Source organism: Actinoallomurus sp. CA-150999 (genome assembly GCF_050942425.1).
Taxonomy (GTDB): Bacteria; Actinomycetota; Actinomycetes; order Streptosporangiales; family Streptosporangiaceae; genus Actinoallomurus.
The window spans coordinates 10,248,565-10,273,809 of record NZ_CP192063.1 but is presented as its reverse complement, the minus strand read 5'-3'; the positions used below and the strand labels follow the sequence as shown (position 1 = coordinate 10,273,809).

Here is a 25,245-nt window from a genome sequence, read left to right as displayed (position 1 = left end):
CGGCGCGGCGACCGCGTCGTCCCGCGCGGTGACGGCCCTCGCCTGGCGCGGCGATGGATCACCGGGTCGGCGGGTCACAGTCCGAGGACGCCCGCCAGGTCGGCGCGGAGGGCCGCCAGCGCGGTGTCGGCCCTCGTACGGGCGTCGGCGACCGCACCGGTCACCGGCTCGACGACCTCGAGGTAGCACTTGAGCTTCGGCTCGGTGCCGGACGGGCGGACGACGACGCGGCCCCCCTCGGACAGCCGGAAGCGCAGACCGTCCGTCGGCGGCAGGCCGCCCAGCCCGGCGGACAGGTCGTCCATCGCCGTGACCGTACGGCCGCCGAGGCGGTCGGGCGGCGCCGCGCGCAGCCGGGCCATGGCGTCCGCGATGAGCGACAGGTCCGCGACGCGTACCGACAGCTGGGAGGTCGCGTGCAGGCCGTACCGGCGCGCCTGGTCGTCGAGGAGGTCGGTGAGCGTGCGGTCCTCGGCCTTCGCCTCGGCGGCCAGCGCGGCGACGACGAGCGCCGCGCCGATGCCGTCCTTGTCGCGTACGGGGACGCCGTCGTCGCCGCCGACGCAGTAGCCCAGGGCCTCCTCGTAGCCGTACACGAGGCGGTCGCGGGCGGCGCCCGCCTTCATGATCCACTTGAACCCGGTCAGCGACTCGGCGTAGCGGACGCCGTGCGCCGCCGCGATCTTGCCGAGCAGCGACGAGGACACGATCGTCGTGACGACGAGCCGGTCGGCGCCGCTCGTGTGCCGTAGGACGTGCTCGGCCAGCAGCCCGCCGACCTCGTCCCCGGTCAGCAGCCGCCCGCCGACGGCCACGGCGCAGCGGTCGGCGTCCGGGTCGTTCGCGATCACCAGGTCGTGGCCCTTGCCCAGCTCGAGGGCCAGGTCCATCGCGCCGGGCTCCTCCGGGTTGGGGAAGGCCACGGTCGGGAAGTCGGGGTCGGGTCGTTCCTGTTCGGCGACGACGTCCGGGGCCGGGAAGCCGCTCCACTCGAACGCGCGGCGCAGCACCTCCCCGCCCACCCCGTGCAGCGGCGTGTACGCGACGGACACGTCCCGCGCGGAGCCCAGCGGCAGCCGCCCCAGCGACCGGAGGTAGGCGTCGACGATGCCGTCGTCGAGGACCTTCCAGTCCGCTCCGCGCGGCAGTTCGTCGACCCGTCCGACGGCGTCGATCGCGCGGGAGATCTCCGTGTCGAGCGGCGGGATGATCTGGGCGCCGTCGCCCCAGTAGACCTTGTATCCGTTGTCCCGCGGCGGGTTGTGGCTGGCGGTCACCATGACGCCGGCGTCGGCGCCCAGGTGGCGGACGGCGTACGCGAGGACGGGCGTCGGCAGCGGCCGCGGCATCAGGTGGACGGTGAGGCCGGCGCCGGCGAGTACGGCCGCGGAGTCCTCGGCGAACGCGTCGGACTTGTGCCGCGCGTCGAACCCGATCACCACGGAAGCACCGTTGCCGGGCCGCTCGAACCGCTCCGCCGCGTCATCGGAGGTCAGGACGGCGGCGAGGCCGGCGGCGGCCCGCATCACCGTCACCCGGTTCATCCGGTTGGGGCCCGCGCCGAGCTCTCCGCGCAGACCCGCCGTGCCGAACTCCAGCTTCGCCCCGAACCGCTCGGCCAGCGCCGCCTCGTCGTCCAGCAGCGCCCGCAGCTCCTCCCGGGTCTCCGGGTCGGGGTCCTGGGCCAGCCATTCCGCGGCCTGCGGCCGGTAACCGTCGCTCACGTTTCCGTCCACTCCGTCTCGGCCGGGGCCGCTCGTACGTCGCCTACAGGGCCCGGAGGGCCTTGCCCAGGAGCGCGCCCATCCGCTCGGCGGCGGCCCGCCCCGCGGCCAGCACCTCGAGGTGATCCAGGGGCTCGCCGGTCAGCCCGGCGGCGATGTTCGTCACCAGGGAGATGCCCAGCACGTCGGCGCCGCCCTCCCGGGCCGCGATCGTCTCCAGGACCGTGGACATGCCGACCAGGTCCGCGCCGAGCGTGCGCAGCATGCGGATCTCGGCCGGCGTCTCGTACGACGGGCCGGGAAGCGCGGCGTAGACGCCCTCGGCCAGCGACGGGTCGATGTCCTTGACGAGGGACCGCAGGGCCGGGGAGTACGCCTCCGTCAGGTCGACGAAGGTCGGCCCGGTGATCGGGTTGTGGCCGGTGAGGTTCAGGTGGTCGGAGATCAGCACCGGGTCGCCGACCTTCTGCCACTCCGGGCGGGTGCCGCCCGCGGCGTTGGTGAGCACGACCGTCTTGACGCCGGCGGCCAGCGCGGTGCGGACGCCGTGCACGACCGGCTGCACGCCCCGGCCCTCGTACAGGTGGGTGCGGCCGAGGAAGACCAGCGCGCGCTTGGTCCCGACCTCGACGACGCGGACCGCGCCCGCGTGGCCGGGCACGCCGGGTTCGGCGAAGCCGGGAAGCTCGGTCACGGGGACCTCGTCGGCGGGCGCACCGAGGGCGTCGGCGGCCGGAACCCAGCCGGACCCCATGACGAGGGCGACGTCGAAGGAGTCGGCGGTGAGGCGTCGTTTCAGGACGTCGGCCGCTGATCGGGCCAGCTCGTAGGCGTCATTGCTCACAAGCGCCCAGATTACCCACGTCGCGTACCGGTCGGTCGCCGAGCGAGGTGCGCGGGTCCGTTACCGCCGCCGAGCGATGCGGACGGACAAGAGAGCAGGCCCGGGCGGGCACCTCGGCGCACTTGGTGCCGGATGCCGTTAAGTCGCCGAGCGCAGGCCCGGGCGGGCATCGCGGCGTACCTGGCGCCGGAGCCCTTTCAGCTGCCGAGCGACCTGCACGGGCGCGTACGCAGGTCCTTCACGTAGTCGTCGGGCGCCCCGGCCTTCTCCGCGGCGTCCGCGAGGATGCCGACGTACCGTGCCGACGGGAGGCCGCCCTCGTAGGCGTCGAGGACGTAGAGCCAGGCGAGGACGTCGCCGTCGAGAGTGGCGATCCGCACGCGGATCTTGCGGTAGACGCCGAGGGCCGCCCCCTCCCACTCGTCGAGCGCCTGCTCGTCGGCGTCCGGAACGTCGTACAGCACGACGAAGACGTGCTCGTCGCGGTCCTCGGCCACGGTGGCGAGGGCGCCTTCGAAGCCGACGTTCTCTCCGCCGAAGGTCAACCGCCAGCCCTTGAGCCAGCCGGTGGTGCGCAGGGGTGAGTGCGGTGCCCGCTGCGCCATCTGTGCGGGATCCATGTTGGAGGCGTACGCCGCGTACAAGGCCACGGTCGCCCAGCGTACGGGCTGTGGGGACGCGGCGGCGCGTCAACCCCGGGAGTGCGGAAGAATGACCGATATGACACGCGTAGCCATCATCGGAGGCGGCCCCGGCGGCTACGAATCCGCCCTGGTCGCGGCACAACTCGGCGCCGACGTCACGCTGATCGAGCGGGACGGGTCCGGCGGGGCCTGCGTCCTGACGGACTGCGTACCGTCCAAAACCCTCATCGCGACCTCGACCCGGATGGCGGTCCTGTCGGAGTCGGCGTCGCTCGGCGTGCGGTTCTCCGGTGGCGGCGACGGCGAGGTCGGCGGGCCGGAGGTCGACCTTCCGCTCGTGAACAAGCGGGTCAAGGAGCTGGCCTGGGCGCAGTCCGCCGACATCGAGCAGCGGGTCGCGGACGAGGGCGTGCGGATCATCCGCGGCGAGGCCCGCCTCGTCGACCCGCAGATCATCGCGGTCGGCGACGAGCGGATCCACGCCGACGTCGTGCTCGTCGCCACGGGCGCGACGCCGCGCGTGCTGCCGGGCGCGGAGCCCGACGGCGAGCGCATCCTCAACTGGCGTCAGCTGTACGACCTGCCGGAGCTGCCGGAGGACCTGATCGTGGTCGGGTCCGGAGTCACCGGCGCGGAGTTCGCCAACGCGTACCTCGCACTCGGTTCCCGTGTCACGCTCGTGTCCTCCCGCGACCACGTCCTGCCCAACGAGGACGAGGACGCCGCGCGGGTGCTGGAGGAGGTCTTCCAGCGGCGCGGCATGAACCTCCTGGCCCGTTCCCGGGCGGCGGGGGTGAAACGCGTCGGCGACAGCGTCGAGGTGACGCTCACCGACGGCCGTACGGTCAGCGGCTCCCACTGCCTCATGACGGTCGGCATGGAGCCGAACACCCGGGGCCTCGGCCTGGAAGAGGCCGGCGTACGGCTGGACGACTGCGGGTTCATCCAGGTCGACAAGGTCTCCCGCACCTCCGCGCCGCACGTCTACGCCGCGGGTGACTGCACCGGCGTGCTGATGCTCGCCTCGGTCGCCGCCATGCAGGGCCGCATCGCGATGTGGCACGCCCTCGGCGAGGCCGTCCAGCCGCTCAAGCTCGGCTGGGTGGCGGCCAACATCTTCACCGACCCGGAGGTCGCCACGGTCGGCGTCTCCCAGGCGCAGATCGACTCCGGCGAGGTCCCGGCCCGCATCGTGAAGCTGCCGCTCGCCACCAACCCGCGCGCGAAGATGCAGGGCTTCCTCGACGGGTTCGTGAAGCTGTTCTGCCGGCCGGCGACCGGCATCGTGCTCGGCGGCGTGATCGTCGCGCCCCGGGCCAGTGAGCTGATCCTCGGCCTGTCGATGGCGGTGCAGCAGCACCTGACCGTCGACCAGGTCGCGCACACGTTCGCGGTCTACCCGTCGGTGTCCGGCAGCATCACCGAGGCCGCGCGCCGCCTCATGCAGGAGTCGGCCTACTGAGCGGTCCGGCCCCGTCGCCGGAGCGCGCCTCCACCTGCGTGTGGAACCGCACCGGCGATGACGTTGCCGGGCCAGGGCTTGGTGCGAACATGCCGATACGTACCGAGAGGTGCCGATTTCACGGGCCCGTCGGTACGCTCCCGCCGTTGGTGAAACCTCGGCCTGACCGTGCCCTCGGGTTGACTTGAGGATGGCGGCTTCGGCCGCGCTTTTCGCAACCTTCCCGGTTACTCGTAGATAAATTCCTTTGCCGGTCTCTTGGCAGTCGCCTTCCAGCGCTTTATGGTTCAGTGCAATGCCACATCGTACTGGAGGCTCGATGTCATTTGGGCAGCTCAGGACGCATGCGCGCGATCGAGCGGGAGTGGTACGGACCACGGCGGGAGCTGTTCGGCCGGTCTCCGGGGTGCGCATCACCGGCGGTCTTCTGCGGCAGTGGCAGGACCGGAACCGGCAGGCGACGATCCCCCATGTCATCGAGGAACTGCGCGCCGCCGGCAACGTCGACAACCTGAGCCGCCTGCTCGTCGCCGACCCACCGGCCTATCGCGGGCGCTACCCCTTCCTCGACACCGACCTGTACAAGACGCTCGAGGGCCTGGCGTACGAGATCGGCGAAGGCTACGCGGACGAGGGTGCGCGTGCGTTCTTCGACGAGATCGTCGGGCTGTTGCAGCGGGTCCAGGCGGAGGACGGCTATCTGAACTCGTTCTTCCAGGACCCGGCGGCGGCCAAGAAGCCGTGGGAGGACCTGACCTGGGGGCATGAGCTCTACAACCTCGGCCACCTGATCCAGGCGGCCGTCGCCGCGAACCGGCGGATGGGCGATGACCGGCTGCTCAGAGTGGCGATCAGGTTCGCCGACCTGGTCGTGCGCCGGTTCGGCGAGGGCGGCGAGGAGGCGGTCTGTGGCCACCCCGAGGTCGAGATGGCCCTCGTCGAGCTCTACCGGGAGACCGGCGATCGTGACCACCTGACGCAGGCCCGCCTGTTCGTGGACCGGCGCGGGCGCGGGCACCTCGAGTACGGCATCATGCCGCCCGAGTACTTCCAGGACCATCTGCCCTTCCGTGACCTGCCGTCGGTCACCGGGCACGCGGTCCGCATGGTCTACCTGGCCGCCGGGGCGACCGACGTCCACCTGGAGACGGGCGACCGGACCCTCCTCGAGGCGCTCGTCCGGCTCTGGGACGACATGGTCGCCACCAAGCTCTACCTCACCGGCGGGCTGGGCAGCCGACACTCCGACGAGGCCGTCGGCGACCGGTACGAACTGCCCTCCGAACGCGCGTACAGCGAGACGTGTGCCGCCATCGGCACGATGCAGTGGGCCTGGCGCATGTTCCTGGCCACCGGTGGGGCGAAGTACCTCGACGTCTTCGAGCGCGTGCTCTTCAACGCGTACGCCGTGGGGCTGTCCGCCGACGGTAAGGCGTTCTTCTACGACAACCCGCTGCAGCGCCGCCCCGACCATCAGCAGCGGAGCGGCGCCGAGGCCGGCGGGGAGCCGCTGCGGCGGTCATGGTTCGGCTGCCCGTGCTGCCCGCCGAACGTGGTCCGGATGATGGCGCAGCTGGGCGACCACGTGGCCGCCGAGCGCGACGACACCCTCTTCCTGGCCCTTTACACCGAGGGGCGGGTCGAGACGGCGGACCTCGCGCTGACCGTCCTGACGGACTACCCCTGGGACGGCGACGTGAGGGTGACGATCGATCGTGCCCCCGGCCGCCCGTACGCGCTCGCCCTGCGCATCCCGGCCTGGGCGCGCGACGTCACGCTCGACGGCGAGCCCGCCGCTGCCGAGGACGGCTGGCTGACCGTCGAGCGGGAGTGGGCCGAGGGCGACGAGCTCCGTCTCGGCCTGCCGATGCCGGTGCGCGGCCACGTCTCGCATCCGTACCTGGACGCGACCCGCGGCACGATCGGCGTCGCCCGCGGCCCGCTGGTCTACTGCGTCGAGCAGCAGGACTCGCCGGCCTCGGTGGACGACCTGGTCCTCTCGGCGGCCGGGGTGCTCGACGCGAAGATCGCGGAGCCGGGAGACGCGGTCGCCCTCCGCGCGATGGCGGGTGTCGCGCCCCCGCCGTCGGAGGAGCTGTACCCGGAGCTCACCGCCGAGTCTTCGGCCGTCGCGGAGACCGAGAAGGTCTCCGTCACCCTCGTTCCGTACTTCCTGTGGGGCAACCGCGGGCCTGAGGCCATGCGCGTCTGGCTCCGGGCCAAGTGATCTGGTGAGTCCGTTCTTCGAAAGAAGGCCAAATGAAGAAATCTACGACTATTGCGGGTGCCGCGGCGCTCAGCCTGCTGGCGGCGCTCACAGCGTGCCGAGGCGGCGGGTCCACGGCCGGCGGTGCGTCCGGCGTATCGGGCACTCCCGCCACCGGCGGCACCGTCCACTTCCTGACCAAGACGGACTTCTCTCACCTGGATCCGGGGCTGGGCTTCGACGGCGGGGTCAACAACTTCTACCGGCTCATCTACCGCGGCCTGACCACCTTCGCTTCGGGCGCGGGAGCCGCGGGCGGGAAGGTCGTCCCCGACCTGGCGACCGACCTGGGAACGTCGTCAGATAACGCCAAGACCTGGACGTTCCACCTCAAGGACGGCCTGACCTTCGAGAACGGGAGCCCGATCGACAGCTCGGCCGTGAAGTTCGGCGTCGAGCGCGCGTGGGACCCCGAGATGGGCGGCTCGCCGTACCCCCGACTGCTGGTCGACGCGCCCAAGGACTACAAGGGCCCGTACCAGTCCGGTGATCTGAACACGATCGAGACGCCGGACGCGAAGACGGTCGTCTTCCACCTGAAAAAGCCGTTCGCGGACTTCCCGAGCGCGCTGGCGATGCCCAACTTCTTCCCGGTCCCCAAGGGAACCGGCGCCGCGCACGCCTTCGACACCAAGCCGATCGCCTCCGGTCCGTACAGAGTGGCGAGCTACGTCCACGGAACCTCGCTCAAGCTGGTCCGTAACCCGCAGTGGAAGGCGTCGACGGACAGCGTCCGCACGGCCAAACCGGACGCGTGGGAATGGACCTTCGGCCTCGACGGCGCGACGATCGACGAGCGCATGCTCGCCGGGCAGGGTGCCGACGCCGATGCCATCGCCGACAAGATCCAGACGGCGACCCTGTCGCGGATCCAAACGCCGCAGCTGAAGGCGCGCACGCTGAGCGGGTACATGGGCTGCACCACCTACCTGGCGATGAACACCACCCGCAAGCCCCTGAACGACCTTCGGGTGCGGCAGGCCATCGAGTACGCGATCAACAAGGACACGATCGTCGCCGCGTTCGGCGGCTCGCAGCTCGCTTCCAAGGGGACCGCGATCCAGCCGCCGATCATGAAGGGCCGCACCGAGTACGACCCCTATCCGTACAACCCGGAGAAGGCCAAACAACTGCTCGCGGAGGCGGGCCTGTCCGGGGGTTTCTCCCTCACCTTGGACACCCGCCCGGTGGCCGTGCAGACGGCGCTGGCGGTCGCGATCCAGGAGGCGCTGAAGCCGCTGAACATCCACATCAAGATCAACAACATCGACTCGTCGACGTTCTACGAGGTGATCGCCGACACGTCCAAGGAGCATGACCTGCCGCTCACCGGCTGGTGCCCCGACTGGGCGTCGGGTCTGACCTTCCTGCCGCCGCTGTTCGACGGGCGCGGCATCACCTCGACCGCCAACAGCAACCTGGCGCAGATCAACAACGACGCGATCAACAAGCGGATCGACCAGATCGCGGCCATGACGAACGCGGACACCGCCGACGCGGCGTACGGCGAGCTGGACAAGCAGATCATGACGCAGGCCCCGATCGTGCCGCTGGCCTACGAGAAGACCGCCCTCATCGCCGGCGCCAACATCGCCGGAGCGCGCCTGTCCAGCGCGTCGTTCTCCGGCGGCATCGACCTGGTCACGGTCGGCCTCAAGGACCCGGGCAAGTAGGCCGGTCATGACGACCGCCGCGCAATCGCTCGACGCGCAGGCCGGCCCGGCGGCGGGCGCACCCGGTGCGCCCGCCACCCCGGGACGGCGCATCCTGAACGCCCTCCTGCACGACTGGGTTGCCCTCCTCAGCGCCGGATTCCTCGCGCTCGTGATACTGATGGCGATCTGCGCGCCGCTGATCGCCACCCTCACCGGCCACGGGCCGACCGCGTTCGACACGTCCGCGATCAACATCGACTCCGGCGGGCTGCCCAAGGGCTCGTTCGGCGGGATCAGTGCCGGCCACCCGTTGGGGGTCGAGCCGCTGAACGGCCGCGACATCCTGGCCCGCATCGCCTACGGCGCCCGTGTGTCGTTCCTCATCGCCGCGTCGGCGACCGTGCTGACCACGCTGCTCGGGGTGGTCTTCGGGATGCTCGCCGGCTTCTGCGGCGGCTGGGTCGACCAGGCCGTCTCCCGGCTCATGGACTTCCTGATGGCCTTCCCGGCGCTGATCTTCATGATCGCGATCCTGTCGTCGCTGCCGGCGGGGAACCGGTCGTACCTGCTGGTCGCGGTGATCAGCGGGTTCGGCTGGCCGTACCTCGCGCGGGTCGTGCGCGGGCAGACGCTGACGCTGGTGAACCGGGAGTTCGTCGAGGCGGCCCGCGCGTCGGGAGCGTCCACGGGCGCCCTGGTGTTCAAGGAGATCCTGCCGAACCTGCGCAACTCGCTCATCGTGATCACGACCCTGGCGGTACCCGGCTACATCGGGACCGAGGCCGGACTGTCCTTCCTCGGCGTGGGCGTCAGCCCGCCGACCCCCTCGTGGGGGCAGATGATCGCGGACTCGGTGAGCTGGTACGCCGTGGATCCGATGTACTTCGCGGTCCCAGGGCTCTTCCTCTTCCTCACGGTCCTGTCCCTCACCGTGCTCGGGGACCGGATCCGGGCCGCCACCGACGCGGGGGAGGCATCCTGATGGCCCGTTATCTCGCCGGCCGGATCGCCGGGCTCGTGCTGATCCTCTTCCTGATCTGTCTCTTCACCTTCCTGATCTTCTTCAAGCTGTCGCCGGACCCGGCGTTGATGATCTGCGGCAAGACCTGCACGCCGGATCGGGTCCTGCAGATCCGCACGTCCCTCGGGCTGGACAAGCCGTTCCTCACGCAGTTCTCGGACTTCCTGGGCGGGCTGTTCGCCGGGCGGGACTACGGGTCGGGCGCGAACCTGGTCCACTGCCCGGCGCCGTGCCTCGGCTACTCGTTCCAGACCAACCAGTCCGTGTGGCAGATGGTCCTGGACCGTCTTCCCGTCAGCGCCACCGTCGCGGTCGGCGCGGCGGTGCTCTGGCTGGTCATCGGTGTCTCCGCCGGCCTGCTCAGCGCGGTCAAGGAAGGCACCTGGTGGGATCGGGCCGCGATGGGCCTGGCCCTGGGCGGCGCCAGCATTCCCAACTACGTCCTGGCGCTGGCCCTCCAGTACGTCCTGGTGGTCAAGCTGCAGATCCTGCCGTTCCCCTCGGCCGTGGGGTTCACCGACGACCCGGTCGGGTGGTTCGAGTCCTACCTGATGCCGTGGATCGTCCTGGCGACCATGTACTCCTGCCTCTACGCCCGGCTGACGAGGTCGAACGTCATCGAGACGCTGGCCGAGAACTTCATGCGGACGGCCCGGGCCAAAGGGCTTCCCCCCGGGCTCGTGCTGCGGCGGCACGCGTTGCGGCCCGCCCTCACGCCGATCACCACGATCTTCGGCATGGACTTCGCCGCGCTGCTGGGCGGCGCGCTCATCACCGAGAAGGTCTTCGGCCTCAACGGCGTCGGCAAGATGGCCGCCGACTCGATCGCCAAGAACGACCAGCCGGTGATCATGGCGGTCACCCTCCTCGCGGCGTTCTTCGTCGTGGTGGGCAACGTCGTGGTCGACCTCGTCTACACCGGACTCGACCCGAGAGTGAGGATCCGATGAGTGATCTGCTCGTCGTGGAGGACCTCACCGTGACGTTCCCGACCACGCGCGGCCCCGTGGACGTCGTCAAGGACGTGTCGTTCACGGTCGACCGGGAGGAGACGGTCGGCATCGTCGGCGAGTCCGGCTCCGGTAAGTCGATGACCAGCCTGGCCATCATGGGCCTGCTGCCGGCCGGAGCCCGGACGCAGGGCAGCATCCGGCTGGACGGCGTCGAACTGCTCGGCCGCACGGACCGGGAGATGCGTCGGATCCGGGGCGAGCAGGCTTCGATGATCTTCCAGGACCCGCTGTCGGCGCTGAACCCGTACTACACGGTCGGCCTGCAGATCGAAGAGATGTACCGGGCTCACCGGGACGGCTCACGGAAGGCGGCCAGGAAGGTCGCCGTCGAGGCGCTGGCGCAGGTCGGCATTCCCGAGCCGGACCGGCGAGTGGGTCACTACCCCCACCAGTTCTCCGGCGGGCAGCGGCAGCGCATCATGATCGCGATGGCGCTCGTCTGCTCGCCCGCGCTGCTCATCGCCGACGAGCCGACCACCGCCCTGGACGTGACGGTGCAGGCCCAGATCCTGCGCCTGCTCGCCGACCTGCAACGGCAGACGGGGACGGGGATGGTCTTCGTCACCCACGACCTCGCCGTGATCAGTTCGCTGGCGACACGTGTGCTGGTGATGTGCCAGGGCGAGCAGGTGGAGTACGGCACCGCCGAGCAGATCTTCGCCGCGCCCGGGCACGACTACACGCGGATGCTGCTGGACAGCATCCCGCAGATCGACGACGACCTTCCGGCCGACGAGGTGAGCCTGTGAGTGGTGACGTGCTGCTCAGCGCGCGCGACCTGACCAAACGGTTCACCACGCGCGGCCCGTACGGGCGTAAGAGCGAGTTCACCGCCGTGGACGGCGTCGGCTTCGACGTGCGGCTGGGCGAGACCCTCGCCGTGGTCGGCGAGTCCGGCAGCGGCAAGTCCACCACCGCGCGGCTCGTCGCCAAGCTGATGGAGCCGAGTGCGGGCACCCTGCGGTTCGAGGGCGAGGACATCACCCGCGCCACCGGCGCGCGGCTCGCCCACTACCGCGCCAACGTGCAGGTCGTCTTTCAGGACCCGTTCTCCTCGCTCAACCCCCGGCACACCGTCGAGCGCATCCTGCTGGCACCGCTGGACTATCAGGGAACCAAGCCTCCGGGCGGCCGCCGCGTGTTCGCGAGGGAGCTGATGGAACGCGTCGGCCTCGACCCCGACCACGCGCAGCGCTACCCCGCGCAGTTCTCCGGAGGGCAGGCCCAGCGGATCGGCATCGCCCGTGCGCTCGCGGTCAGCCCGAAGCTGGTGATCTGCGACGAGGCGGTCTCCGCGCTGGATGTGTCCGTCCAGGCGCAGGTCATCGAGTTGCTGATGGGCCTGCAACGGGAGAGCGGCTTCAGCTACATCTTCATCGCGCACGACCTGGCCGTGGTCCGGAAGATCGCGCAACAGGTGGCGGTCATGAACAAGGGGAGGATCGTCGAGAAGGGTCCGTGCCGCCAGGTCTTCGAGCACCCACAGGACGCCTACACACAGGCCCTCCTGGCCGCGATCCCACGGATCAACCCGGAGTGGAACCGCAGGCGGAAGGGTGCTCGATGAGCGAGACCGTGGCGTACACCATCCCGGGCCTGCGCGTGCGCGAGCACGTCGCCGATGTCCCGCTCGACTGGTCCGACCCCGAGCGCGGCACGATCCAGATCTTCTTCCGCGAGCTCGCCGATCCGGTACGCGCCGGCGAGGACCTGCCCTGCCTGGTCTACCTCCAGGGCGGACCCGGCGGAAAGGGCCCGCGTCCGCTCGCCGCGGACGGGTGGCTCGGCCAGGCGCTGAAGACCCATCGCGTGATCCTGGTGGATCAGCGCGGCACCGGCCGCAGCACGAAGATCGACGGCCGGCGGATGAGCTCCTTCGCGACCGCCGAAGAGGGCGCGGACTTCCTCGCGTGCTTCCGGGCCGACTCGATCGTGGCCGACCACGAACACCTGCGGAAGACCGTCTTCGGCGGCCGGCGCTGGTCCACGCTCGGGCAGTCGTACGGCGGCTTCCTCACGATGACGTACCTGTCCACGGCGTCCGAGGGCCTGAGCGCGTGCTACGTCACCGGCGGTCTGCCCGGCCTCGACCCGTCGGCCGCCGAGGTGTACCGGCGCACGTACCCGCGGGTCGAGGCGAAGAACCGGGAGTTCTACCGCCGCTATCCGCAGCACGTCGAGCACGTCGGCCGGATCGCCGACCGCCTGTCCGAGGGCGACGTTCGGCTGCCCGACGGCGACGTGCTGACGGTCCGGCGGTTGCAGTCGCTCGGCATCGACTTCGGCATGAAGCCCGGCTACGAGCGGATGCACTGGCTGCTCGACGAGGCGTTCAACGGGGACGAGCTGTCGGCGGTGTTCCTGCACGGCGTGCTGGCCCGGTCGTCGTACAGCGACAGTCCGCTGTTCGCCGCCCTGCAGGAGAGCATCTACGGGCACGGCGCGGGCGCGACCGGATGGGCGGCGCAGGCCGAGCGGGCCAGGCACCCGCGGTTCGCGGAGGACGCCAGGCCGCTGCTGTTCACCGGGGAGATGATCTACCCCTGGATGTTCCAGGAGATCTCCGAACTGCGCCCGTTCCGCGGGGCGGTCGAACGGCTGGCCGCCCGTACGGAATGGCCGGAGCTCTACGACCTCGACCGGCTGGCGGCCAACGAGATCCCGGTCGCCGCCGCCGTCTACCACGACGACATGTACGTGGACGCGGGCCTGCAACTGGACACCGCCTCCCGCGTCGGCAACACCCGGGTCTGGATCACCAACGAGTACGAGCACGACGGCATCGGCGACGACCGGGTCTTCGCGCGCTTGACCGAGATGGTCCGCGAGACAGGAGGAGGAATCCGTGATGAGTGAGGGCAGGCCCCCGAAGCTTAAGGACATCCCCGCGTTCGTCGAGTACATGGACACGGGCTGGGACACCCCCGACCGCACCCCGCAGGTCGTCCCCGGCGCAGCCGAGGCCGCCGCCGCCCACCGGGAGCGTCTCGCCGCCGCCCTCCCCGGCCGGACCATCGTGCTGGCCGCCGGCGAGGCTCCCACCCGGAGCAACGACACGACGTACGACTTCCGCCCGAACAGCGACTTCTACTGGGTGACGGGCTGCTCGATCGAGAACGCCGTCGTCGTGCTCCACGGCGCCGACGCCACCCTCTACGTGCCGCCGCCCGCCTATCCGGGCGAGCCGGGTTTCTGGACCGACGCCAGGCACGGCGAACTCTGGGTCGGATCCGCGCCGGGGCCGGAGGACTGGGCGCGGGTGCTCGGCATCGACGTCCGGCCCCTCTCGGAGCTCTCCGAGGAGGTCACCGTCGATGAGGAGGTCGGCCGGACGCTGGCCGAGCTGCGCATGTTCAAGGACCCGTGGGAGGTCGGGCGGCTGCGCGAGGCGGTGGACCGCACCGTCGAGGGCTTCGCCGCGGTCGTCCGGGAGATCCCCGCTGCGGTCGCCGGGCCGGGAGAGCGGTGGCTGCAGGGCACTTTCGACCGGTACGCCCGCGCGTACGGCAACGGCCCCGGCTACGCCACGATCGTCGGAAGCGGCCCGCACGCGCCCACCCTGCACTGGGTGCGCTGCGACGGCCCGGTGCTCCCGGACGCGCTGGTCCTGCTCGACATGGGCGTCGAGGTCCGCAGTCACTACACCGCCGACGTCACCCGTACGTTCCCCGCCTCCGGCCGGTTCTCCACCGCCCAGCGGCAGGTGCACGACCTGGTCGAGAAGGCCCACCGGGCGGGGATGGCGGCGGTGGCGCCCGGCCGCCGGTTCTCCGACTTCCATCACGTGGCCATGGAGGTGATCGCGCACGGCCTGGCCGACTGGGGGCTGCTGCCGGTCTCCGTGGACGAGGCGCTGTCCGACACGGGCCAGCACCATCGCCGCTACCTGGTGTGCGGCATCGGCCACCACCTGGGCCTGGACGTGCACGACTGCGTCCGGGCCAGTGAGGACGCCTACCACGGGGCCGTCGTGGCACCCGACATGGTGCTCACCGTCGAACCCGGCCTGTACTTCCACGCCCACGATCGAACCGTGCCGCCGGAACTACGGGGGGTCGGCGTGCGGATCGAGGACGACCTGCTGGTGGTACCCGACGGCGCGGAGGTCCTGTCCGATGCCCTTCCCCAGGACGCCGAGGGCCTGGAGAAGTGGATGGCGCGGCAGAGCGGACCTACTGCCCCGTCGCTCCCCACGTGAGCGACAGCCCGGTCGCGGCCCGCTCGGTACCGATCTCCATCATGCTGCCGAGGATGGTGGCGCGGTCGTCGACGATGGCCGTGCCGTCGATCAGGTAGGTGATCCGGTCGCTGGTGAAGACCGGGCTGCCCGCCGGCTCCTTCAGGTGCTCCGCGAGAGCGGGATCCAGCAGACCGGGGCGGATCGCCTCCGAGGCGCGCGCCACGGCGACACCGGCGTCGGCGAGGGCGCCGTACAGGGAGACGCCGGTGAAGTCCCGGTCGCGGACCTGCTCGGCGTACGGCTGCCGGACCCAGGAGACCTGGTGGATCGCCGGACGCCCGGCGAACTCCCGAAGCCGCTCCAGCCGGAGCGCGGTCTCGCCGGGACCGCTGCGCAGCCGCGCGGCGACCCGGGCCGGCGCCCGGCGCACGGCCCGGCCGAGCACGACGGTGCGCACCTCGTGCCCCTGCTCCCGCAGATCGTCGGCGAAGCTCCGGAGCGAGCCGAGCGCCAGGTGCGGCGGCGCGACGAACGTGCCACGGCCCGGCCGCTGCACGATCAGCCCCTCGTCGCTGAGCCGGCGCAGTGCCTGGCGGAGGGTCATGAGGGTGACCCCGTACGAGGCGCTCAGCTCGCGCTGCGGCGGGAGCGTCTCGCCGGGGGCGTAGTGGCCCGCCTTGATCTTCGCGGCGAGGTCGGCGGCGATGGTGCGGTACCTCGCCTCCTGGCCGGTGTCGCGGGCCATCGGCCTCCCTTGTGAACGGGTCAGGTCTCCTGGTCGAGTGCTCGGCGAATCTTAGCCAGGAAGGCGCCGACGGGGCGCGGGCCGGACCCGTCGAGCACCTGCCGCATCAGCGCCGCGCCGATGACGACGCCGTCGGCGCCCCGGCCGGCCGCCACCGCCTGTTCGGGAGTGGAGATGCCGAACCCGAGGAGCACCGGCCGGTCCGTGTTCTCCTTGATCCGTCCGGCCAAGGCTGTCGCCGACTCGGCGAGCGCGGCCCGCTCGCCGGTCGTGCCCATCCGCGACACGGCGTAGACGAAGCCGCGGCTGCGGCGGCCGATCTCCGCCAACCGGGGTTCCGGGGTCGCCGGGGAGGCGAGCAGGGCCAGGTCGACGCCCGCGGCGGCCGCCACGTCGGTCAGCTCGTCGGCCTCGTCGAGCGGCAGGTCCGGCACGATCAGCCCGGTGATCCCGGCCTGCCGCAGCGCCGCGCAGAACGCCTCCGGCCCGTCCCGCAGGACCAGGTTGTAGTACGTGCTGGCGACCAGGGGCACGGCAGGTTCGCCCCGGCGGGCGACGTCGGCGAGGATCCGGCGCACCGTGGCCCCGCGCGCCAGCGCCGCGTTCGACGCCTCCTGGATGGTGACGCCGTCGACGGTGGGGTCGGAGAACGGCAGGCCGACCTCGATCGCGTCGGCGCCGGCCTCGGCGAACGCCCGCAGGTGGTCCGTCCAGTCCGGCGTGATCCCTCCGGTCAGGTAGGGCATGAGCAGCGTACGGCCGCCGTCCCGACGGTCCCGCAGGTGCCTTTCGAGTGAGCCGAGGGCCATCGTCGGGTTCACTTCATCACCTCCATGAGGGTCGAGATGTCCTTGTCGCCGCGACCGGACAGCGTGAGCAGGACCGTCGCACCGGACGGCAGCTCGCCCTCAGCCGCGGCGCGGATCACCCAGGCGACGGCGTGGGCGGACTCGAGCGCGGGGACGATCCCCTCCGTACGGGCGAGGCGCACCGCGGCGTCGACCACCTCCTCGTCGGTGACCGTGAAGTACCGGGCCCGGCCGAGGTCGCGCAGGTGGGCGTGCTCTGGTCCGACCCCCGGGTAGTCCAGCCCGGCGGCGATGGAGTGCGCCTCGGTGATCTGGCCGTCGTCGTCCTGCAGGAACAGCGAGCGGAAGCCGTGCAGCACACCGGTCCGGCCGTTGGTCGCGCCGGAGCCGCCCTCGGCCTCGACGCCGACGAGCCGGGCCGGGCCGTCGGCGAACCCGGCGAAGGTGCCCGCGGCGTTCGACCCTCCGCCGACGCAGGCCACGACGTAGTCCGGCGCGCCGGCGGCGAGCTCGGCGGCGCACTGCCCACGCGCCTCGTCACCGATGACCCGCTGGAACTCCCGGACCATCCACGGGTACGGGTGGGGCCCGACGACGGACCCCATGCAGTAGTGGGAGTCCTCGAGCGCCCCGACCCAGTGGCGCATCGCCTCACTCGTGGCGTCCTTGAGCGTCCGGCTGCCGGTCGTCACCGGGATCACCTCGGCGCCGAGCAGGCGCATCCGGAAGACGTTCAGCGCCTGCCGTTCGATGTCGCGTTCGCCCATGAAGACGGTGGCCCGCAGGCCGAGCAGGGCGGCGGCGGTCGCGGTGGCCACCCCGTGCTGCCCGGCGCCCGTCTCGGCGATCAGCCGGGTCCGGCCCATCCGGGCGGCCAGCAGCGCCTGCCCCATGACATTGTTGATCTTGTGTGAGCCGGTGTGGGCCAGGTCCTCGCGTTTGAGCAGGAGGTCGATGCCCAGCTCGGCGGAGAGCCGCCGGGCCCGGGTCAGCGGCGTCGGACGGCCGACGTGCTCGGCCAGCAGCGCCGCGAGGGCCGCGCGGAACGCCGGATCGGCCCACGCCGCGCGGAAGGCCTCCTCGACCTGCCCGCACGCCGCCACCAGCGACTCCGGAACGTACCGTCCGCCGTGGTCGCCGAACCTGCCGCGCTGCCCCGGATCGCTCATCGTCGTGGGCCGCGCCACCGCCTCCCGCGGTGCTCGCACCCGTACGTCCGTCACCATGCCCGCCTCCTCATGAGTTATATATCTCTGCTCGAGAGTTCTATAACTCATGAGTGTGCCACAGGGCGCGGTGGGCGTGCCAGTCTCGATCGGAGCGGTGAGGCGAGCGCGGCGTGCGGGCCGCTCGTCGTCGAGTCCGCGTGTTGATGCGGAGCGGTTGCCCACAGACTGTGGACAACCGCTGTGGACAACCCCTGTGGATGACGCGAAACGGTCCGGAACTCCCCACCTGACCTGGTGACCTTGCAGGCCTACGGGGATGTGGCCATCGCGCGGACCTGTCGTTAGGCCGGGCTTGTCAGGCCCGTTCAGTGGCAGGTGAGGACGACGTCCACACCGCCGTCGGCGGATTGGTGACGCCCGTGGTCGGTCTTGGCGTCGTAGGCGTCTTCGCGTTCCTGGATGTATGCGTCGAGATTCTTCTTGTACTTGGCCTCTTCCTTATCCAGATCGGCTACAGCAGCCTGGCTGCCCTGGCCCGCGCCGGCGAGTGGGTAGTTCGTGAAATGGACAAGAATGTCCTGGGCCAGTTTCTGGTGTCCTTCCTCATGGGCCAGCAGAGCGTTCTCGAAGTGCTTGATCGATGCCTTGTCGGCGGAGCTCATGTGCGGCCAGCTCGGGACGACCAGTCTGATGCTCGACTTCTTGGGAAGGTAGGTGCTCGTCGCCTTGGCGGTCGCCTTCCAGAAATCTCCGCCAGTGTCCGTGACGGTGGGCTTGGTGAAGGTGTGGATCCACATCGCGGAGGCGTGTCCGGCCTCGGCACCAGAATCCAGGAACTTGCCGGCCGCCTTGCAGTTGGCGAACGATTTGGTCTGTCGGGTGATTTTGACCGACGGCACCTGAGTGGTCTGTGCTCTGGCGACGCTGGGCAGTGCCGTGACAGCCGCAGTCACGACAACGAAGGCGCAGGCGGTCGCCGCGCATCTGGTCTGGCTTCTGCTGATCATCGTTTCCCCGTTTACTTCCAGATGTCGCTTCACCCAGGAGCCTGTGCTGAATGGTGGTCCGTCGGTATCCCGAAAAAGAGGGGGTTGACAGGACGGGTCGGTGCTTGGTGAGACTGACGCAACGCGTGCGGGGGCAGCGGACGGGGTGAGGCGAGCAGTGGGCGACGCGATGATCGAGGCGGCGGGGAACGCCACCACGGTGACGGAGCTGGCGGCCGAGATCTCCTGTCACGTGGGGCTGGTGGTGCCGCACGATGGGTATGCGCTGTTCGGCCTCGACCCGCTCACCGGGACAGTGGCCTTCGCGGCGACCAGGAACACCTACGGCACCGCCGCTGGATACCAGCTGGAACTCAACCATGTCGCCGGGCGGGATCCGAACCCCTTCGCGGCCCTGATCCGCAGCCGCCGCCCGGTAAGGGAATTCGGGTCCGGGCCGCCGGTGACCGACCAGGACGCATTTCAACGCGAGCTCATGGCGGCCGAGGGAGTGGGCAGCGACCTGAGCATCGCACTGACCCACCGCGGGAAAGCGTGGGGCGGGCTGGCCCTGGTACGCGGAGCCGACATCCGACCGTTCCGCGCCGCCGAGATCGCCGACGCTGCACGGCTGCTCGCCCCGCTGACCGCCGCGCTCAGGCGGTTCGTGACCCGCCAGCCGTTCCGCCCCGTGCGTTCCGATCACTCCGAAGGCGTTCTGGTCATCGACCAAGCCAACTCCGTTATCGCCGCGACTGCGACCGGGCGCTCCTGGCTGCGCAGCTTCGCCCCGGATCACTCCGCTCTCGACCAGGGCCAGCTTCCCGGACACCTGCTCAGCGTCCTGGTCGCGGCAACCCAGCCCCATGCGATCGAGGCGCAAAGCCGAATTCCAACCCCCCAGGGATGGGTGGCCCTGCACGCTCAGCCGCTCGATGGAGGTTTGACCGGTCAGCGAGCCGTCACCATCCGGCCCGCCGCCGGGCGGACGCTGTTATCCGCCGTCTCCGACTGGTACGGCCTCACGCCGCGCGAGCAGGCCATCGCCGCCCACATACTGAGCGGGCACCCGGTCAAGCAGATCGCGCGCCGTCTGGACCTGTCCCACCACACCGTCAGCGACCACCTCGCCGCCATCTACCGCAAGACAGGCGTCACCGGCCGCGACGAACTCGTCACCAGCCTCACCCCCTGAACGCTGCCACCAACCCTCCATGCCGGGTCGGCTGCTCAACGGCGATCACGAGGCCGAATGGGCCGTTGGAATATCGAAGATCGGATCAGTGGGGTGGGTGGCCGCGTTCCGGGTCGTCGGGAACGGGCAGGCCGTGCTGGCGCAGCCGCGCCTGCCGGATGTCGGCCGCGTTGATGGCGACGACGAAGGTGCTGCTCAGCAGCGCGAGGGCGGCGACGGCCAGCCGGATGCTCCACTCGGCGGGGAGCAGCGCGAGCAGCACGCAGATCGGGAACATGAGAACGAGGTGGCGGGCCATCATGCGGCCACGCCACCCCGCGTCGGTCAGATCATGCCGGACCCAGCTCCGATTCTCCGGAGGGAGCCGGAATCCGACGGTGTACAGGGCTCTCCGGAGGAGGGTCGGGTCACCCGGCAGCCGGGTCAGTGGGGGCCTCCATCACCAGTCACCCCCGCCGCCGAAGTCACCGCCCCCATCGAAGCCTCCGAAGTCGCCGCCGCCGATGTCGAAGCCACCGTCACCGCCGTCTCCGCCGCCGCCGAAGCCCCAGTCACCGCCGCTGTCGTTGCCGGCGTCGTACCCGGCAGCGTAACCCGCGTCGTACCCACCGTGCCCGCCGAAGCCACCGCTGAACATCGAACCCAGGGCCGTGCCGATGAGCAGACCACCGAGCATGTCGCCGCCGCCGAAGCCGGAGTAGTACCCGCCGGCGTACGGCGCGTACGCCGGTCCGGCGTCCCAGTACGGGCGCTGGTAACCGCCGACCGTGACCATGCGGGCGTCCGGGTTCTGGCCGGACAGCACCGCCTGCGCGTCGGCGGCACAGGCCGGGACCTCCCGGGGCGCGCCGTTCGGCGGCGCCCACATGACGTCCTGCACCGACGGGCCGTGCTGCGGGTTGAAGAAGCAGGGCGCGCGCCGCTCGGGCACCGGCCGGCCGTCGAGGCGGGCCCGTACCGCGGTCATGTAGTAGCGGCCGTCCTCGAGAGCCTTGGTGACGTTGCGCATGTCCTCCGGCCGGCGCGCCGAGTCGGCGGCCGCCTTGGCCTGGTCGTAGGAGTCCATGGCCCGCTGGTAGTCGTCCCGGGCGGCCGAGTCGAGGCTCGGGTCCATGACGTTGAGGTTGAGCGCGGTGATGTCCTCGCCGAGCCGGGTGACGTCCTCGTAGACGCTGTCCTTGAGCTCGGCCAGTTGCCTGGCCTCCCGCTCCCGGCGCCGCTTGCGGGCGACGAAGATCAGACCCACGATGCCCGCGACGATGAGCACCAGGACGCCGAGCACGACGAACCCGGCCGTCGCGGAGCCGGACTTCTTGTCCGCGACCGCCTTGTCGAAGGCTTTGTTCAGGTTGAGCAGGAGGTCCTTGAGGTTCGAGGAGTCACCCCGCGCCTGGGACACCAATGTCTTGATCTTGTCGCTGCCCAGGCCCTCGTGGGATCCCGCGAGGATCCGCTGGCCACTCCCGTCGAGCAGGATCAGGGTGCCCTTCTTGCCCAGGGCGGTGTCGAGCTGGCGCAGGCCGGCGGTGGTGACCCGGTTCTGCTTCACGACGGCCATCCGGACCGTCGATTTGTCGTCCTTGAGCGCGCTGACCACGCTCTGCTGGTCCGAGCTCGACATCGTCGCACCGGCGTCCTTGGACAGGTAGAACCCCTGGCTCTTCAGGCCATGGACCACGTCCTGGAACCCATCGGCGCTCGCCGGCAGGGCGAACGCGAACAACAACGCGACGACGGCAGCCACCGCGGCGGGAATCGTCGAACGGCGAAACTTCATGGCGGCCTTCATGTGATCAGTGTGAGTGCTACGACTAGCTTGGACGAACCAGCGGTCAGGATGGTTCCGTGCGCGCCGAGAGATCACCGCGCAGCACCCGCTGCACCAGGTCGTCCCTGAGCTGACCGTAACCGGTAGCTGACCACACGCTACCTTCCGGATCCACTTCGTAGTAGGGGACTTCGCCGTCGAAGAGGACGTCGGGGGTGTCGTGGTCCCGCACCGCCTTCGCGCAGGCCGCGCAGGCCCGGACGTCGATCCGGTCGCGGCCGCCGACGGCCCGCCACCTGACGGGCACCGGGCCGTCGCCGTGCAGGGGGTTGAAGAAGCACAGCGGACTGGGCCGCAGGGCCTTTCCCCTCCGGGCTGCCTCGTACGCGTCGCGTCCCATGTCGATGAGCACCAGGGCCCCGGCCAGCCCCGGCACGGTCTGGTCCGTGTCGAGGACCTTCCCGGCCGCCGCGTACGCGTCGAGGGCGTGCTGGAGAAGGTCCGCGTCGCCTGGCGCGTCCTCCAGGGACTCGCCGAGCCGGATGAGCTCGGCGGTGGCGTGCTCGCGCAACTCGGCGGCCGACCGTGCGGTGGTCGCCGCGGGCCGGACACCGGACCGCCGTGACACCGCCGGCCGGAGATCGGACCGCTGGGACGCCGCGGCGTGGATCTCCGCCATCCGGCGGCGTCGCCACAGGAGCAGGGCGGCGACGCCGGACAGCACGACGGCCCCGCCGCCCACGGCGTACGGGAGGGCTCCGCCGTTGCCGCTCCGCGCGGGCGGCTTCGACTCTCCGCCGTGGTGATCCAGGGCGTCGGTCTGCTTTTGGTAGGCGGCATGGGCCTGACCGGTGGCCATGAGCTGGACACAGCGGATCAGCTTGTCCGTCAGCGACGCGCTGTCCATGGTGCGATCGAGGGAGACGGCGCCGGCGGCCTCGATGGCGTCGCGGTCGACGCCGTACTCGTACCCGCGGATCCGGTCCGGCGACTCCGCGTCCAGCGTGAGGTAGACGCCGTCCCGGCCGAGCCGGTGCTGCACGTCGTCGGCGAGATGATCGGAGTCCGGCCACGTGCCGCCCGGCACCAGCGGGACGATCACCGCGAACACCGGCATCGGCGCCCGCCTGATCGCCTCGACGAGCCGTTCGGGGTGCGGGACCGCCGAGGCCAGCGACGGGTCGACGTAGACCGGCGACCGCCGTAGCGCCGCCGCGATCCGGCCCGCCTCATTCATCGAGGATCCTCCCCACCAGGTCGCCGAACTGGCCGTACCCGGTCTCCGCCCAGACCGTCGCGCGCTCGTAGTAGGGGCGCCCGTCGTCCAGCAGCACGTCCGGGACCTCCCGGTCGCGTACGGCCTTGGCGCAGCGCGGGCAGACCCGCACGTCGCGCCTCGTACGGGTGCCGGGGGCCCGCCACGTGACCGCGATCGCGCCCTCGCCGTGCCGCGGATCGAAATAGCAGAGCGGTGCGGCGTCCTGCGGCGTCCGGCCGAGGTGAACGAGCACGAGCACGCCCGCCAGGTCGGCGAGCGACCCGGCCCGGTCGAGCGCCTTACCGGCCGCGGTGTAGGCGTCCAGCGCGCGGCCGAGCTCGGACGGGTCGCCCTGGGCGTCGTCGAGCAGCTCGCCCAGCGCGATCAGGTCCTGCTCGGCGCGGGCCCGCAGCTCGTCCTCGTCCGCACGCCGCGCCGTACCGAACACCCGGTGCGGCAGCGCGAGCCTGTCGTGCGCGGCGCGCGCCCGCCGGCGGCGCAGCAGCCACAGCAGCGCCCCGCCGCCCGCCAGCACCGCCGCCGTGACCGCGACGGGCACGCCGACGGGCGTCCCGCCGTCGTGCCGGACGCGGTGCGGAGCGGGCGACTTCGTTGGCGTCGGAGGGCCGGGCGGGAACGCCGTGTCGTGAGCCTTGTCGTACGCCTCGGTGCCCTTACCGGTCGCGATCAGTTCGACGCAGCGATCGAGCCGGTCGGCGAGCGAGGACTTGTCGTACCGCCGATCGAGGGACATCGCCCACCCGGCGTCATGCGCCGACCGCCGCTGCTCCTCGGTCCCGCCCCACATCACGACGTCGAACACGTCGCCGAAGTCGGTGTCGAGCGTGACGTACGCGCCGTCCCGGCCCAGGTGCGACCGGACGACGGTGGTGACCTGTTCCGAGCTCTGCCAGGTCCCACCGGCGACGAGCGGCACCAGGACCACGTAGATCGGGATCGGGGATCGCCGGATCCGTTTCACCAGCCGCTCCCGGCGCGCCGTCGGTAGCGCTCCCTCGTACGCCGGATCGACGTACACGGGGGAGCGCCGGAGCGCCGCGGCGATCGCGGCTCCGTCACTCGACACCGAGATACTCCAGAACGTCTTCGGGAAGGTTCGCGTGCCGGCCCCGGATCTTCTCCCACAGACCGGGTGCCTGGTAGTAGGGGCGTTTCTCGCCGTCGATGATCAGCATGAGGGGCCGGCGTTCCTCCTTCGCGGCCTGCCGGCAGGCCGCGCACAGCGGCCGCCTGCGCTCCGGCAGCCCGGGCAGGCGGACCCGGGCCGTCTCGGGCGCCGGGCCGTGCAACGGGTCGACCATGCACCGCGGGTCCGGCGTCGCCGTGTCCGCGCGCAGCGCGTCCTGCCCGTCGAGCGCCAGCACGACCACCCCGAACAGGCTGCCGGGGTCGCTCCTCTCGTCGTACAGGAGCCGGGCCGCGTCGTAGTCGGCGGTCGCCCGGCCACGGCCGTGGTTGCCGTCCGCGTGACCGAGGGCCTCGGCCAGCCGGGTGAGCTCCGCGGCGGCCTTCCTCCGCAGCCTCCGCTGTTTGAAGGTGCGGGAGTCGCCGCGAACCCCCCGGCGCACCCCGACGAAGGCGAGCCGCGAGATCAGCCACAGCGGCCACAGCACGATGGCCGACACGATCAGTACGGGGAAGAAGACCTTGGCGAACTCGCCGGCCAGTTTGGCGGCGGACGGCTTCTGGTTTCGGCTGTTCGGCTCCGGCGTACGGGGCGTCGGCGGCGTGGACGGCGCGGCCGACGGAGCGCGGGCGAACGCGTCGATGACGTCGTGCAGGCGCCCGGGCAGCGACGTGCCGCCGCTCGCGATGCCGAAGTCGAGCGACGCCTTCCGCGGGACCTGGTAGGAGGTCCAGTCCAGATCGCCGTTCTGGTCGGCGACCAGGTAGACGCCGGGCCGGCCCAGCCGTCGCTGCAGCAGGTAGGTGAAGTAGTCGGCTTCGCCACCCGACTCGTCCTCGCGCAGCAGCGGCACGCCGACCAGGTAGATCGGGATGCCGGCCGCGCCGATCTGCTTCCCGAGGGCCGCCCGGTCGCGGGCGTCCAGCAGGTAGGAGACGTCCGGGTCGACGAAGACGGGCGACCGCCGCAACGCGGCCGCGATCCGGTCCAGGCGGTCGGCACCGGCCGCCGACGCCGCCCCGGCCGACGCGACGGATGCCAGGAGCGACAGGGCGAGCAGCCCCGCAGCGACCGACCGGCTCACGAGCGCACGCATGCACCACAGGGGAAGGCACAGCAGGCGAGCGGCGCTCACGGACGCGACGGACGCCAGGAGCGACAGGACGAGCAGCCCCGCAGCGACCGACCGGCTCACGAGCGCACGCATGCACCACAGGGGAAGGCACAGCAGGCGAGCGGCGCTCACGGACGCGACGGACGCCAGGAGCGACAGGACGAGCAGCCCCACCGCGAGCGGCCGACTCACGGGCGCGCGCGTGCACCGTCGGCGAAGGCGCAGCAGGCGAGTGGCGATCACCC

General features: G+C 71.2%; 22 protein-coding genes. 10 read left to right on the top strand and 12 right to left on the bottom strand.

Translation table 11 applies throughout. The features are described 5' to 3' along the window. Positions 1-74: 74 nt before the first annotated feature. The 3 genes from ACQP2O_RS47255 to ACQP2O_RS47245 form a co-directional block, all read right to left on the bottom strand. A complete protein-coding gene (locus ACQP2O_RS47255; RefSeq protein WP_433176155.1) occupies positions 75-1,724 on the bottom strand; it encodes a phospho-sugar mutase in 1,650 nt (549 codons plus the stop codon). Positions 1,725-1,767: 43 nt separating this feature from the next. Then, on the bottom strand, positions 1,768-2,568 hold the full coding sequence (locus tag ACQP2O_RS47250; RefSeq protein ID WP_433176153.1) for a purine-nucleoside phosphorylase: 801 nt from the start codon (positions 2,566-2,568) through the stop codon (positions 1,768-1,770). A 197-nt stretch (positions 2,569-2,765) separates the two neighbouring features. Beyond that, entirely contained in the window at positions 2,766-3,218 is a 453-nt protein-coding gene (locus ACQP2O_RS47245; protein ID WP_433176152.1) for a gamma-glutamylcyclotransferase, read from the bottom strand. Positions 3,219-3,288: 70 nt separating this feature from the next. Between ACQP2O_RS47245 and ACQP2O_RS47240 the strand changes: the two genes are divergently transcribed. From ACQP2O_RS47240 to ACQP2O_RS47200, 9 genes are all read left to right on the top strand, one after another. Further along, positions 3,289-4,674, top strand: coding sequence for an NAD(P)H-quinone dehydrogenase (locus tag ACQP2O_RS47240; RefSeq protein WP_433176150.1), 1,386 nt, complete (start codon positions 3,289-3,291; stop codon positions 4,672-4,674). 364 nt (positions 4,675-5,038) lie between these two features. Next, positions 5,039-6,901: a glycoside hydrolase family 127 protein gene (locus tag ACQP2O_RS47235; RefSeq protein WP_433176148.1), complete on the top strand. Its 1,863-nt coding sequence runs from the start codon at positions 5,039-5,041 to the stop codon at positions 6,899-6,901. 32 nt (positions 6,902-6,933) lie between these two features. Then, on the top strand, positions 6,934-8,613 hold the full coding sequence (locus ACQP2O_RS47230) for an ABC transporter substrate-binding protein (protein WP_433176147.1): 1,680 nt from the start codon (positions 6,934-6,936) through the stop codon (positions 8,611-8,613). Between the two features lie 7 nt (positions 8,614-8,620). Next, on the top strand, positions 8,621-9,577 hold the full coding sequence (locus ACQP2O_RS47225; protein WP_433176146.1) for an ABC transporter permease: 957 nt from the start codon (positions 8,621-8,623) through the stop codon (positions 9,575-9,577). Then, a complete protein-coding gene (locus tag ACQP2O_RS47220) occupies positions 9,577-10,566 on the top strand; it encodes an ABC transporter permease (protein ID WP_433176145.1) in 990 nt (329 codons plus the stop codon). The genes ACQP2O_RS47225 and ACQP2O_RS47220 overlap by 1 nt, the downstream gene beginning before the upstream one ends. Further along, the gene (locus ACQP2O_RS47215; protein WP_433176144.1) at positions 10,563-11,378 is read left to right on the top strand and encodes an ABC transporter ATP-binding protein; all 816 of its coding nucleotides are present in this window, start codon (positions 10,563-10,565) and stop codon (positions 11,376-11,378) included. Before ACQP2O_RS47220 ends, ACQP2O_RS47215 begins: the two co-directional genes overlap by 4 nt. Beyond that, entirely contained in the window at positions 11,375-12,196 is an 822-nt protein-coding gene (locus ACQP2O_RS47210) for an ATP-binding cassette domain-containing protein (RefSeq protein WP_433176143.1), read from the top strand. Before ACQP2O_RS47215 ends, ACQP2O_RS47210 begins: the two co-directional genes overlap by 4 nt. Beyond that, positions 12,193-13,485 (top strand): alpha/beta fold hydrolase, encoded by a 1,293-nt coding sequence (locus tag ACQP2O_RS47205; RefSeq protein WP_433176142.1) that lies wholly within the window; start codon positions 12,193-12,195, stop codon positions 13,483-13,485. Before ACQP2O_RS47210 ends, ACQP2O_RS47205 begins: the two co-directional genes overlap by 4 nt. Then, the gene (locus ACQP2O_RS47200) at positions 13,478-14,827 is read left to right on the top strand and encodes an aminopeptidase P family protein (protein WP_433176141.1); all 1,350 of its coding nucleotides are present in this window, start codon (positions 13,478-13,480) and stop codon (positions 14,825-14,827) included. The genes ACQP2O_RS47205 and ACQP2O_RS47200 overlap by 8 nt, the downstream gene beginning before the upstream one ends. Here ACQP2O_RS47200 and ACQP2O_RS47195 read toward each other — a convergent pair. From ACQP2O_RS47195 to ACQP2O_RS47180, 4 genes are all read right to left on the bottom strand, one after another. Beyond that, on the bottom strand, positions 14,802-15,554 hold the full coding sequence (locus ACQP2O_RS47195) for a GntR family transcriptional regulator (protein ID WP_433176140.1): 753 nt from the start codon (positions 15,552-15,554) through the stop codon (positions 14,802-14,804). The two genes, ACQP2O_RS47200 and ACQP2O_RS47195, sit on opposite strands and share 26 nt — an antisense overlap. 20 nt (positions 15,555-15,574) lie before the next feature. Beyond that, positions 15,575-16,375 carry a tryptophan synthase subunit alpha gene (gene trpA / locus ACQP2O_RS47190; RefSeq protein WP_433176139.1) on the bottom strand — a complete coding sequence of 267 codons (801 nt, stop codon included), beginning with the start codon at positions 16,373-16,375 and terminating at the stop codon, positions 15,575-15,577. After that, positions 16,372-17,589: a tryptophan synthase subunit beta gene (trpB, locus tag ACQP2O_RS47185; RefSeq protein WP_433176138.1), complete on the bottom strand. Its 1,218-nt coding sequence runs from the start codon at positions 17,587-17,589 to the stop codon at positions 16,372-16,374. The genes trpA and trpB overlap by 4 nt, the downstream gene beginning before the upstream one ends. 308 nt (positions 17,590-17,897) lie before the next feature. Beyond that, positions 17,898-18,572 carry a DUF922 domain-containing protein gene (locus ACQP2O_RS47180; RefSeq protein ID WP_433176137.1) on the bottom strand — a complete coding sequence of 225 codons (675 nt, stop codon included), beginning with the start codon at positions 18,570-18,572 and terminating at the stop codon, positions 17,898-17,900. Positions 18,573-18,708: 136 nt separating this feature from the next. Between ACQP2O_RS47180 and ACQP2O_RS47175 the strand changes: the two genes are divergently transcribed. Beyond that, on the top strand, positions 18,709-19,713 hold the full coding sequence (locus ACQP2O_RS47175) for a response regulator transcription factor (protein WP_433176136.1): 1,005 nt from the start codon (positions 18,709-18,711) through the stop codon (positions 19,711-19,713). Between the two features lie 85 nt (positions 19,714-19,798). Here the strand turns inward: ACQP2O_RS47175 and ACQP2O_RS47170 are convergent, their stop codons facing one another. The 5 genes from ACQP2O_RS47170 to ACQP2O_RS47150 are packed head-to-tail and all read right to left on the bottom strand — an operon-like array spanning position 19,799 to position 25,192. Further along, the gene (locus tag ACQP2O_RS47170; RefSeq protein WP_433191402.1) at positions 19,799-20,131 is read right to left on the bottom strand and encodes a DUF5313 family protein; all 333 of its coding nucleotides are present in this window, start codon (positions 20,129-20,131) and stop codon (positions 19,799-19,801) included. Between the two features lie 21 nt (positions 20,132-20,152). Beyond that, a complete protein-coding gene (locus tag ACQP2O_RS47165; RefSeq protein ID WP_433176134.1) occupies positions 20,153-21,490 on the bottom strand; it encodes a hypothetical protein in 1,338 nt (445 codons plus the stop codon). 55 nt (positions 21,491-21,545) lie between these two features. Then, positions 21,546-22,718: a hypothetical protein gene (locus ACQP2O_RS47160; protein WP_433176132.1), complete on the bottom strand. Its 1,173-nt coding sequence runs from the start codon at positions 22,716-22,718 to the stop codon at positions 21,546-21,548. Further along, positions 22,711-23,826, bottom strand: a complete 1,116-nt coding sequence (locus ACQP2O_RS47155; RefSeq protein ID WP_433176130.1) for a hypothetical protein — start codon at positions 23,824-23,826, stop codon at positions 22,711-22,713. The genes ACQP2O_RS47160 and ACQP2O_RS47155 overlap by 8 nt, the downstream gene beginning before the upstream one ends. After that, a complete protein-coding gene (locus tag ACQP2O_RS47150; protein WP_433176128.1) occupies positions 23,816-25,192 on the bottom strand; it encodes a hypothetical protein in 1,377 nt (458 codons plus the stop codon). The genes ACQP2O_RS47155 and ACQP2O_RS47150 overlap by 11 nt, the downstream gene beginning before the upstream one ends. Positions 25,193-25,245 lie beyond the last annotated feature (53 nt).

Excerpts from the sequence above, each read along its gene's own strand:
- trpB (WP_433176138.1), bottom strand. The coding sequence starts at position 17,589 with ATGGTGACGGACGTACGGGTGCGAGCACCGCGGGAGGCGGTGGCGCGG.
- ACQP2O_RS47175 (WP_433176136.1), top strand. The coding sequence starts at position 18,709 with ATGATCGAGGCGGCGGGGAACGCCACCACGGTGACGGAGCTGGCGGCC.
- ACQP2O_RS47215 (WP_433176144.1), top strand. The coding sequence starts at position 10,563 with ATGAGTGATCTGCTCGTCGTGGAGGACCTCACCGTGACGTTCCCGACC.
- ACQP2O_RS47230 (WP_433176147.1), top strand. The coding sequence starts at position 6,934 with ATGAAGAAATCTACGACTATTGCGGGTGCCGCGGCGCTCAGCCTGCTG.
- ACQP2O_RS47225 (WP_433176146.1), top strand. The coding sequence starts at position 8,621 with ATGACGACCGCCGCGCAATCGCTCGACGCGCAGGCCGGCCCGGCGGCG.
- ACQP2O_RS47240 (WP_433176150.1), top strand. The coding sequence starts at position 3,289 with ATGACACGCGTAGCCATCATCGGAGGCGGCCCCGGCGGCTACGAATCC.
- ACQP2O_RS47220 (WP_433176145.1), top strand. The coding sequence starts at position 9,577 with ATGGCCCGTTATCTCGCCGGCCGGATCGCCGGGCTCGTGCTGATCCTC.
- ACQP2O_RS47200 (WP_433176141.1), top strand. The coding sequence starts at position 13,478 with ATGAGTGAGGGCAGGCCCCCGAAGCTTAAGGACATCCCCGCGTTCGTC.
- ACQP2O_RS47195 (WP_433176140.1), bottom strand. The coding sequence starts at position 15,554 with ATGGCCCGCGACACCGGCCAGGAGGCGAGGTACCGCACCATCGCCGCC.
- ACQP2O_RS47165 (WP_433176134.1), bottom strand. The coding sequence starts at position 21,490 with ATGAAGTTTCGCCGTTCGACGATTCCCGCCGCGGTGGCTGCCGTCGTC.
- ACQP2O_RS47205 (WP_433176142.1), top strand. The coding sequence starts at position 12,193 with ATGAGCGAGACCGTGGCGTACACCATCCCGGGCCTGCGCGTGCGCGAG.
- ACQP2O_RS47160 (WP_433176132.1), bottom strand. The coding sequence starts at position 22,718 with ATGAATGAGGCGGGCCGGATCGCGGCGGCGCTACGGCGGTCGCCGGTC.